12 protein-coding genes are annotated in these 10,012 nt (G+C 50.9%); 6 read left to right on the top strand and 6 right to left on the bottom strand.

Going from position 1 to position 10,012, the window contains the following annotated elements:
• The first annotated feature begins 6 nt into the window (after positions 1-6).
• Entirely contained in the window at positions 7-942 is a 936-nt protein-coding gene (locus AC4GL5_RS01295; RefSeq protein ID WP_490380974.1) for an AEC family transporter, read from the top strand.
• A gap of 4 nt (positions 943-946) precedes the next feature.
• Here the strand turns inward: AC4GL5_RS01295 and AC4GL5_RS01300 are convergent, their stop codons facing one another.
• The 6 genes from AC4GL5_RS01300 to radC form a co-directional block, all read right to left on the bottom strand.
• Positions 947-1,948, bottom strand: a complete 1,002-nt coding sequence (locus tag AC4GL5_RS01300; RefSeq protein ID WP_490380975.1) for a 2-hydroxyacid dehydrogenase — start codon at positions 1,946-1,948, stop codon at positions 947-949.
• Between the two features lie 45 nt (positions 1,949-1,993).
• A complete protein-coding gene (locus AC4GL5_RS01305) occupies positions 1,994-2,374 on the bottom strand; it encodes a SirB2 family protein (protein ID WP_490380976.1) in 381 nt (126 codons plus the stop codon).
• 76 nt (positions 2,375-2,450) lie between these two features.
• On the bottom strand, positions 2,451-3,284 hold the full coding sequence (gene mutM / locus AC4GL5_RS01310) for a bifunctional DNA-formamidopyrimidine glycosylase/DNA-(apurinic or apyrimidinic site) lyase (protein ID WP_490380977.1): 834 nt from the start codon (positions 3,282-3,284) through the stop codon (positions 2,451-2,453).
• A gap of 158 nt (positions 3,285-3,442) precedes the next feature.
• Positions 3,443-3,598, bottom strand: a complete 156-nt coding sequence (rpmG, locus tag AC4GL5_RS01315) for a 50S ribosomal protein L33 (protein WP_078320520.1) — start codon at positions 3,596-3,598, stop codon at positions 3,443-3,445.
• A 23-nt stretch (positions 3,599-3,621) separates the two neighbouring features.
• Positions 3,622-3,858, bottom strand: coding sequence for a 50S ribosomal protein L28 (rpmB, locus tag AC4GL5_RS01320; protein ID WP_086480053.1), 237 nt, complete (start codon positions 3,856-3,858; stop codon positions 3,622-3,624).
• 246 nt (positions 3,859-4,104) lie between these two features.
• Positions 4,105-4,779 (bottom strand): RadC family protein, encoded by a 675-nt coding sequence (gene radC, locus AC4GL5_RS01325; protein ID WP_490380978.1) that lies wholly within the window; start codon positions 4,777-4,779, stop codon positions 4,105-4,107.
• 263 nt (positions 4,780-5,042) lie between these two features.
• Between radC and coaBC the strand changes: the two genes are divergently transcribed.
• From coaBC to AC4GL5_RS01350, 5 genes are all read left to right on the top strand, one after another.
• Entirely contained in the window at positions 5,043-6,311 is a 1,269-nt protein-coding gene (gene coaBC, locus AC4GL5_RS01330) for a bifunctional phosphopantothenoylcysteine decarboxylase/phosphopantothenate--cysteine ligase CoaBC (RefSeq protein ID WP_490380979.1), read from the top strand.
• Between the two features lie 119 nt (positions 6,312-6,430).
• Positions 6,431-6,886: a dUTP diphosphatase gene (gene dut, locus AC4GL5_RS01335; RefSeq protein WP_490380980.1), complete on the top strand. Its 456-nt coding sequence runs from the start codon at positions 6,431-6,433 to the stop codon at positions 6,884-6,886.
• Positions 6,887-7,033: 147 nt separating this feature from the next.
• Positions 7,034-7,930, top strand: coding sequence for an acetylglutamate kinase (gene argB, locus AC4GL5_RS01340; protein WP_490380989.1), 897 nt, complete (start codon positions 7,034-7,036; stop codon positions 7,928-7,930).
• A gap of 46 nt (positions 7,931-7,976) precedes the next feature.
• Positions 7,977-8,594, top strand: a complete 618-nt coding sequence (slmA, locus tag AC4GL5_RS01345) for a nucleoid occlusion factor SlmA (RefSeq protein ID WP_490380981.1) — start codon at positions 7,977-7,979, stop codon at positions 8,592-8,594.
• A 31-nt stretch (positions 8,595-8,625) separates the two neighbouring features.
• The gene (locus tag AC4GL5_RS01350) at positions 8,626-9,900 is read left to right on the top strand and encodes a GGDEF domain-containing response regulator (protein ID WP_490380982.1); all 1,275 of its coding nucleotides are present in this window, start codon (positions 8,626-8,628) and stop codon (positions 9,898-9,900) included.
• The last annotated feature ends 112 nt before the right edge of the window (positions 9,901-10,012 follow it).

Genomic DNA, 10,012 nt, shown 5'->3' on the forward strand with positions numbered 1-10,012 from the left:
GTTGATATGTTGATTCTTGATGCATTAGTTCCGGTTTTTATGGTGATTATGGCCGGTACGCTGCTGCATATTTTTCGATTTCCCGGTGGAGATTTCTGGCCTTTGGTGGAGCGCTTCACCTACTTCTTTCTCTTTCCGGTCATGCTGGTCAGCAAGATGGCCAACGCGAGTATCGATGAGGTAGCCGTCGATAAAGTTGCGATGGCGATTGTGGGTCTGCTGATTGCGATGACTGCGCTGGTTGTCATCCTTAAGCCTTTGCTGACCCGGTCTGGCCCGGTGTTTACATCGGTGTATCAGGGAGGGCTGCGCTTTAATACCTATGTGGTGCTGGCGGCTGCCGAAGCTCTGTATGGTGAGGCGGGTATTACGATAGCTGCGGTTACGATGGCGATTATGATTCCGCTGATTAATGTTTTTTGTGTCTGTATTTTTGCGGTTTATGTGGGGCAGAGCGGCAGTGGTATTGGCGGAACGATTAAGGCGATTGCGAAAAATCCGCTGATTGTAGGCTGTGTGCTGGGTATGGCGCTTAACGTGACCGGGATCGGTTTACCCGGCTGGAGTGCCGCAGCGTTTCATATTGTCAGTAATGCCGCGCTGCCGCTTGGGCTTCTGGCAGTGGGCTTTGCGTTGAATCTGAATGCGGTGAAAGAAGCATCCTGGCCGTTGATCTCCTCCAGTCTGATTAAGCTTTTTATTATGCCGGTAGTGGCTACCCTGGTCGGCTATGTTGTTGGCTTGAGTGAACTGGAAATTTCGGTACTACTTCTGTTTGCAGCGATGCCAACGGCAACGTCATCTTACATTCTTGCCCGCCAGCTGGGTGGGCATGCGCCACTGATGGCGGCCATTACAACGGCTCAGACCTTGCTGGCGATGGTGACGCTACCAATTGTACTGCAGTTATTGCCTTCCAGCCTGGCCCCGCTTTTTAGCTGAAGGGTTAGCTGATCGTATGGGTTAGCTCATTTTCACAGGGCTGGCCGCTGTTCAGGCAGTCCAGATTACCCAGGGTGACGGCAGCGATCTGGGTGAGTGCCTCTTCTGTAAAGAAACCCTGATGACCGGTAATCAGCACGTTAGGGAAGCTTTGCAGGCGTTCAAACTGATCATCATCGATAATTTCACCGGAATGGTCATGAAAGAAGAGCTGACTCTCCTGTTCATAAACATCCAGCCCAAGTGCCCGAACTTTACGGCTTTTCAGCCCGGCAATCAGAGCTTGAGTGTCCACTAAACCTCCCCGACTGGTGTTGATCAGCATGACGCCTTCTTTCATCTGGCTTATCGATTGCTCGTTAATCAGGTGGTGGCTTTCTTCACTCAGTGGGCAATGCAGGCTGATGATATCGGAGCGGCTGTAAAGCTCATCCAGTTCAACATAGTGGCCGCCCAGTGCGAGATAATCCTGATTCGGGTAGGGGTCATAGGCGATCAGCTCACAGCCGAACCCTTTCAGAATTTTAGCGGTTGCCAGACCGATCTGGCCGGTGCCGATCAGCCCTACGGTTTTTCCATGAAGATTAAAGCCCAGCAGACCGTTCAGGGTGAAGTTGCTCTCTCTGACCCGGTTGTAGGCGCGGTGGGTTTTGCGGTTCAGGGTGAGTATCAGTGCCAGTGTATGTTCGGCAACGGCTTCGGGAGAGTAGGCGGGAACCCGAACCACTGGCAGTCCCAGTGATTTGGCTGCCAGTAAATCAACGTTGTTAAAACCAGCGCAGCGCAGGGCGATAAAGCGCACGCCTTGGGCTTTAAGCTTTTTCACGACCGGCGCACTCAGGTCATCGTTAACAAAAACACAGACCGCATCAAAGCCTTGGCAGAGTCCGGCATTGGTCTCGTTCAGCAGCTGATCAAAGTAGCTCAGCTCGTAGCCATGCCTGCCGTTTTCCTGTTCCAGAAACTGTTTGTCGTAGGGTTGGGCGCTGAAAACGGCAATACGCATGGCATCTGTTCCTTAACGATTGTCAGATATTCTTTTGCTGGCTTATCAGGCCAGCCAGGATAAGGCGTTACGGTGAATCGCCACGCCAACAATATAAGCGATTACACCGAAGGCTGCGACCAGTGCGATCACACGGGTGCCTTTGGTTTTGCCCCGTTTGAGGGCGATAGTACCCAGAACAATATAGGCGATCAGCCCCAGTAGTTTTGCCGTTAGCCAACCTTCTGAAAACGGATACTGATTAATCTGAAACATCAGGCCGATAGCACTGACCAGTAGCAGAGTGTCGATAATATGGGGAACAATTTTTACCCAGCGCTTTTGTAGTTTGTCAGAGTCCAGCAGCATCCAGATACCGCGCAGAGTGAACAGGCCAAGACTAAGCGCTACTGTCAGGAGGTGAATATGTTTAAAGGCGGCGTACATGGTAGTTCCTTTCAGAGATAGTAGATAACAGGTTTGTGGGAGTAATCGTTTGGGTCGCTGTTGGTCAGAGACTGTTTCAGTCCTTAAGTGGCTGACACGTCGGACAGAAAACGCTGCTGCGATTATTCTGGCGAATCTCTTTTAGTTCGGTTTTGCAATGCAGGCATTCTGACCCTGACCGCCCATAGACGTTCAGCTGTTGAGCAAAATAGCCCGGTTTGCCATCACCACCGACAAAATCTCTCAGTGTTGTGCCGCCCTGCTCAATAGAGCGCTGCAGGACAAATTTTATGTTGTCGGTCAGTTTTTTCAGTTTTGCGGGTTTAATACTGCCAGCAGCCTGCTGAGGGTGAATACCGGACAGAAACAGGGCTTCATTGGCATAGATGTTACCTACGCCCACCACTACCTTGCTGTCCATGATCAGGCTTTTGATGGCGGTCTTGCGCCTGGTGCAGCGCTTAGCCAGATAGCCTGCTGTAAAGTCATCAGACAGAGGCTCAGGTCCCAGGTGCGCAATCAGCTTATGGCTTTCGATCGGCTCTTCTGTCCAGAGAATCGCCCCGAAGCGTCTTGGGTCGTGATAGCGCAGGATGTCACCGCTATCCACGATAATGTCGACATGATCGTGTTTGTTTGTTTTCTGTTGGTCGGTGTCAGCCAGCAATACTCTCAGGCTACCTGACATGCCGAGATGCACCATCAGAGTACCGTGTCCAAAACCAAACAGAAGATACTTTCCCCGGCGCTCAACCTTTAGAATGCGCTTACCGCAGATTTTTTTGTCCAGATCATCAGGTATTGGCCAGCGTAACGATGGTTGTCGAACGATCAGGTGTTTGACGGTCTGATTCAGGCAGTAGGGACTGACACCTTTTCGGGTGGTTTCGACTTCCGGTAATTCAGGCATGACAAAGTTCTCTCAGAGATCAGAGTACCCGGTTTGAACTCGGGGGTTAAGCTGGCATCGAATCGATATGAGTAGGGGATAATAACCCAGTTAAAGCGTGGGGTATTATGCAGGCATAAAAAAACCCGGACAAGCCGGGTTTTTTCAGAAGAAAAATCTTATTTGATTTTAGCTTCTTTATACATAACGTGCTTACGAACAACCGGATCGAATTTCTTCATTTCCAGTTTGTCTGGCGTAGTACGCTTGTTTTTGTCTGTGGTATAGAAGTGACCAGTACCAGCAGACGATACCATTCTGATTTTATCACGCATGATTAATCTCCTTTATTCAGTGCTTACAGCTTAACGCCGCGTGCACGAATGTCAGCCAGTACCTTTTCGATACCTTGCTTATCGATGATGCGCATGCCTTTAGCAGATACGCGCAGTTTCACAAAACGTTTCTCGGCTTCAACCCAGAAACGGTGCGTGTGAAGGTTAGGAGTAAAACGACGACGCGTTTTGTTTTGTGCGTGTGATACGTTATTTCCGGTTACAGGACGCTTCCCGGTAACCTGGCAAACTTTGGACATTTTCTAGCCTCCAGCCGCTAGCTAGGCGTCTTAACTATTCAAGAAACCTGGGGGGAATCAGCGAATCAGCCGGAACAAACGGCGCCCTGCTTCAACCCATCAATTTAAAGGCGCACTGTTATATCAGAATGCCCACTAGCTGACAAGTTTTATGTGGTTTTGCGGCCGTTTTCTTGCCCTTTTTAACGGAACTGACCAAAAGTCAGATCCAAAAAGGCAAAAAGTCAGCCAGAAGGGGCACATTATCTACATCAGGCCGCGTTGAGCAAGAGAAACCGTGTCTCCATTGCCAATAATAAAGTGATCCAGTACCCGAACTTCGATCAGATTGAGTGCCTGAGTCAGTTTATGGGTGATGCGCTCGTCAGATTGACTCGGTTCGGCAATGCCGGATGGGTGGTTGTGAGCAAAGATGACTGCAGCCGCATTATGGGCTAAAGCGCGCTTAACTACTTCTCTGGGATAGACGCTGGCGCTGTCGATCGTACCGCGAAAAAGAGGCTCAAAAGCCAACACCTGATGCTGGTTGTCCATAAAGAGACAGGCGAAAACCTCGTGGGGCTCATGACGTAGCTGAGTGATGAGGTAGTGTTCTGCCAGCTCCGGACTGGTTAAGGCTTCCCCGCTTTCAAGCCGGGCCATCAGATGACGTTTGCCCATCTCCAGCACCGCCTGCAGCTGCACAAATTTTGCGGGGCTAAGTCCGTTGTGACTGCAGAAGGTTTTAAGATCGGCTTCCAGCAAGGCTCTCAGGCCATCAAATCCCGATAATAATTCACGAGCAAGCTCAACGGCATTTTTACCGGGAATTCCGGTTCTGAGAAAGATCGCCAGTAATTCAGCGTCGCTAAGTGTTTGTGCACCGAGGCGCAGCAGTTTTTCTCTGGGCCGTTCCTGTTCCGGCCAATCCTTCAGGCTCATGGTCACCTCCCTGATGACTTACCCCTCTTATAACTGCATCTTCGACCCAGTATCAGGTTTTCGCAAGTCGCAATTATCGGATGGAAGATAAAATTTCAGACGTGAGTTTGTCTGTGTTTGCTACGCAAAGACCAAAGCTGACGCTATAAGGGTGCTCATGCTATCTTGTGCGGCTCAGGACTGTTGGCTTCTATAATTCTGCCGGTCACAGGGCCTCCTGTTCAGAGCATTGACCGGATTTATCTACCGAGGGTGTGTCTATCATGTTGGCAAAGGTTCGTATCCTGTTGGGTATTAGTGGCGGTATCGCTGCCTACAAATCCGCTGAGCTGACTCGCCTGTTAATAAAGGCCGGTGCAGACGTTCGTGTGGTGATGACCGATGGCGCCCAGGCTTTTATTACCCCCCTGACTTTTCAGGCGCTATCCGGCAACCCCGTACACACGCATCTGCTGGACCCTGACGCTGAAGCAGGTATGGGGCATATTGAGCTGGCAAAGTGGGCAGACCTGATCGTAGTAGCACCGGCCAGTGCGGATGTGATGGCGCGACTGGCGGCGGGCATGGCCAATGATCTGCTGACCACGCTTTGTCTGGCCACCGATGCTAAAGTGCTGCTGGCTCCGGCGATGAACCAGGCGATGTGGCATCATCCGGCAACACAGCAGAACGCACGTCAGCTGGAAGCATACGGCTATCAGCTGATGGGTCCGGGACAGGGCGAGCAGGCCTGTGGCGATGTAGGTTTTGGCCGCATGCTGGAACCGGAGCAACTTGCTGATCTGATTACCGCGGCAGCCGGTGAACTGCAGTTGGTACCCAAAGCACTGATGGCACCGCAGGGTTCGCTGTCAGGCAAAACCGTTACCATCACTGCGGGGCCGACCCGTGAAGCGGTCGATCCGGTGCGCTATATCAGTAACCACAGTTCCGGAAAAATGGGTTTTGCTCTGGCCGAGGCAGCGCTGAAAGCCGGCGCGCAGGTTAACCTGATTGCCGGCCCTGTTCAGATTCAGGCACCGGAAGGGGTGAATCTGATCGCGGTGCTGAGTGCTCAGCAGATGCTGGAGGCCAGCCTCTTAGTGATTGAACAAACCGATATCTTTATTGCGGCGGCAGCGGTAGCGGACTATCGTCCGTTAAATGCGGCGGACCATAAGATGAAGAAGCAGCCCGGTCAGAATGATCTGGTGCTGCATCTGGTACAGAACCCTGACATTGTGGCCACGGTTGCCAAGCATGAAGCGCGTCCTTTCACCGTTGGGTTTGCTGCAGAAACTCAGGATGTGGACGCATACGCGGCCGATAAGTTGGTTCGGAAAAATCTGGATATGATTATCGCCAATGATGTCTCCCGTACCGATATAGGCTTTAACAGCGATCAGAACGCGGTCACGCTGCTTTGGCAGGAAGAGGGCGCCCTACAGTCACTTCGTCCTGATCAGGCCGCTAAGCAGGATCTGGCGCAGGATCTGATGCGCTGTATCGCCAGCCGTTTTAATCTGCAATCCAAGGATGATGCACAAGTTTAACAAGCAGTTCGCGCCGAAATTGTTATAATGCTGGCTGCTGTCGGCATAGGTCAAATGCACCAAAAAGAATCGGCAGATCTCGTTATATTCCCCGAATTCCGAAAGAGCACGGTTATCCGATGAGTACACTCGACGTTAAAATTCTTAATCCTAAAATTGGTAATGAGCTGCCGCTGCCACACTATGCAACGGAAGGCTCTGCGGGTATGGATCTTCGCGCGTGCATCGATGAGCCAGTGACCCTGCAGCCTAGTGAAACTCAGCTGATCGGCACCGGCCTTGCGATCCATATTGGTGATCCGGGTCTGGCGGGTGTGATTCTGCCGCGCTCCGGTCTGGGCCATAAACACGGCATTGTACTGGGTAACCTGGTGGGCCTGATCGACTCCGACTATCAGGGTGAGCTGATGATCTCCTGCTGGAACCGTGGTCAGACGGCATTCACCTTGGAGCCCGGCGAGCGACTGGCTCAGTATGTGCTGGTGCCTGTGGTTCAGGCTGAACTGAATATTGTTGATGACTTTGATGCCTCTGAGCGTGGTGCTGGCGGTTTCGGTCACTCTGGCCGCCAGTAGATCACTTATCATAACGCCTGTGGTTCGTGATGAGCGGCAGGTGCTGAAACAGACAAATAAGAAAAATACCCGTCCTGTTACCCTTGTCGACCGGGTGGGCATTCAAGAGCATAACCAAGAGGTTTTACAGGTACTCCCATGAGCGATATGGCCAATACTGAACACGCTATCGAAGTTGTTAAGGTCCTTAGCGAAGCCCTACCTTATATTCAGCGTTTTTCCGGCAAGACCATCGTGATCAAATACGGTGGCAATGCTATGACCGATGAAGCGCTGAAAGCTTCTTTTGCCCGTGACATGGTGCTGATGAAAGAGGTGGGTATCAATCCGGTGGTGGTTCATGGTGGTGGCCCTCAGATTGGCGAGCTGCTGGAAAAATTGAAGATCGAATCCCGCTTTGTTAATGGTATGCGTGTCACCGATGAAGAAACCATGGATGTGGTGGAGATGGTGCTGGGCGGTCTGGTGAATAAAGAGATCGTTAGTCTGATCAATCAGGCTGGTGGTAAAGCGGTAGGCCTGACCGGTAAAGATGGCGGCCTTATTGAAGCTAAAAAGCTGAAAGTAACTCACAAGACACCGGAAATGACCGCTCCTGAAATTATCGATATCGGTCACGTGGGTGAAGTCGCTGCGGTGCAAACCGATGTCGTTGATATGCTGGTACAGCGTGACTTTATTCCTGTTATTGCTCCGATCGGTGTGGATGAAGAAGGCCGTTCCTATAACATCAATGCTGATCTTGTTGCCGGTAAGGTGGCCGAGGCGTTAGGTGCGGAGAAACTGATGCTGCTGACCAATATCGCCGGTCTGCTGGATAAAGATGGTGATATTCTGACCGGACTGAGTACCGCTCAGGTTGATGAGCTGATTGCCGATGGCACCATTTATGGCGGTATGTTGCCAAAAATTGGTTGTGCGTTAAGCGCAGTCAAAAATGGCGTGGTAAGCTCTCATATTATTGATGGCCGGGTGCCTCATGCAACTCTGCTTGAGATCTTCACGGATGCCGGGGTGGGAACCCTTATCACCAATCAGGATTGATGCTGGTAATGGGCACTGATAAAAAAGCTGGGAAACTGGAAAGACCATGACGCAGGAAAGTAATCAGAAGCACACAAAATCGTCCCGCCGGGAGCAGATTCTTCAGGCACTTGTTCAGATGCTGGAGAATAATCCCGGTGCCAGAATTACTACCTCAAATCTGGCGAAAGAGGTCGGCTTATCTGAAGCTGCGTTATATCGCCACTTTGCCAGCAAGGCTAAGATGTTTGAGGGTCTGATCGAGTTTATTGAGGATGCCGTTTTCAGTCGTGTTAATCGTATCCTGCATGATGAGCCCCAGGCGATTTATCGCTGTGAACACCTGCTGACGCTGGTACTCGCTTTTGCTGACCGTAACCCGGGACTTTGCCGTATTCTGACTGGTGAAGCGCTGGTGGGTGAGAATGAGCGTCTGCGCAGTCGTGTTTCTCAATTCTATGAGCGTCTGGAAACTCAGCTGAAGCAAATTCTTCGCGAAGCTGAGATCCGCGATCAGATGAAAACTCGTATGCCTGTGCCCGTAACGTCCCAGCTATTGCTCTCCATTGTGGAGGGACGTATTCAGCAATATGCCCGTTCCGGGCGTTCTCCTGTCGAAAACTGGCCTGAACAGTGGGCTTTTCTGGCCGGTGATCTGATGACGCCAGTGGCCGTTGGCGTCTGATCAGGGTAGCTGGAACCGATAAGGCTAAGAAATGCCATTGAAAAAACGCCTGCTGATTGCTGACAATTCGATTTTTTTTCGAGATGTGCTCGCGCAAACTCTGAGAAGTCAGGTAAAGGGTCTGCAGGTCGATTCAGTTAAAACACGTCGCGAAGTCGAAGCCTTGCTCAGTGCTAACTCTCAGGAATACATGGTCATAATCAGTGGCCTGGTTCTGGAGGATGCAGCTTCTGGTGCGATGTTGGATTTGGCTGTTAAGCATAAAATTCCTGCCATTGCCCTGACCAGCTCACTGGATAGTGACACCCGTGAATCCGTGATGGATCGGGATGTTATCGATTATTTCTATAAGGATCAGGATGGACTGGAGGATGTCATCTCTCTGGTTAAACGCCTGATTACTAATCGGATGCACAAGGTTCTGGTGGTAGATGACTCCGCGACCTATTGTGCCTATCTTAAGGCGCTGCTTCAGCGACAGCACTATCAGGTTATTCTGGCAACCAGTGGTGAAGAAGCCGTTGATATTCTTGCCAGTCGCAATGATATTTCTATGGTCATGATGGATTATCAGTTGCCGGGCATGAGTGGCTATGACGTTATCCGTCGGGTTCGGAAGCAATACTCCTCAACCGAGTTGCCTATTATCGGTATTTCCGGTCAGATCGATCAGCAGATTCCGGCTCAAATCCTGAAATGCGGTGCCAATGACTTTATGTACAAAGGCTTTACTGTGGAAGAATTCTACAGCCGTATCAACAACATGATGGATCTGCTGTTAAGTGTTCGTGAGTTGAAAGAGGCTGCTTATAAAGACTTTCTGACTGGGCTGCCTAACCGGCAGTACTTTTATCCCACCGCCGACGACCTGATTGCGCAGGCCGAAGAGAAGTCCCTTGAGTTAGGTCTTGTGATGATGGATATCGACTATTTTAAGAAAGTGAACGACATCTATGGCCACAGTGCGGGTGACGAGGTACTAAAAGTCGTTGCGGAGTGCATCCGTTCGGAAAGTCAAAGCGATACCCTGATGGCTCGTTTGGGTGGGGAAGAGTTTTGTTTGCTGACTCAGGGGGTTACCGAAGCGGACCTTCTGGTACGCATGAATGCTCTTCGGGCTGTGATAGAGCGTACGGAAGTTGTTTTACCGGAGAAAAGCCTGAAGGTAACTCTAAGTATGGGTGTTTGTATGCGCGAGGATCAGAACCTGGAAGGTCTGATGGAACAGGCGGATCAGGCGCTATACATCGCTAAAGAGAGTGGTCGTAATCAGGTGGTACTTTACCGGGCTCAGTCGTTCCATTAGCGGAAAGCATTTATCTGTCTTCATCAATAACGAAAAACGCCGCAGGGTTTGAAAGCCGTGAAGTGACCCCATAAAGTTGGACACTTTATTTATCCGGCTGCCATGGCCTGAG

It is taken from the genome of Oceanospirillum sp. (genome assembly GCF_982874595.1).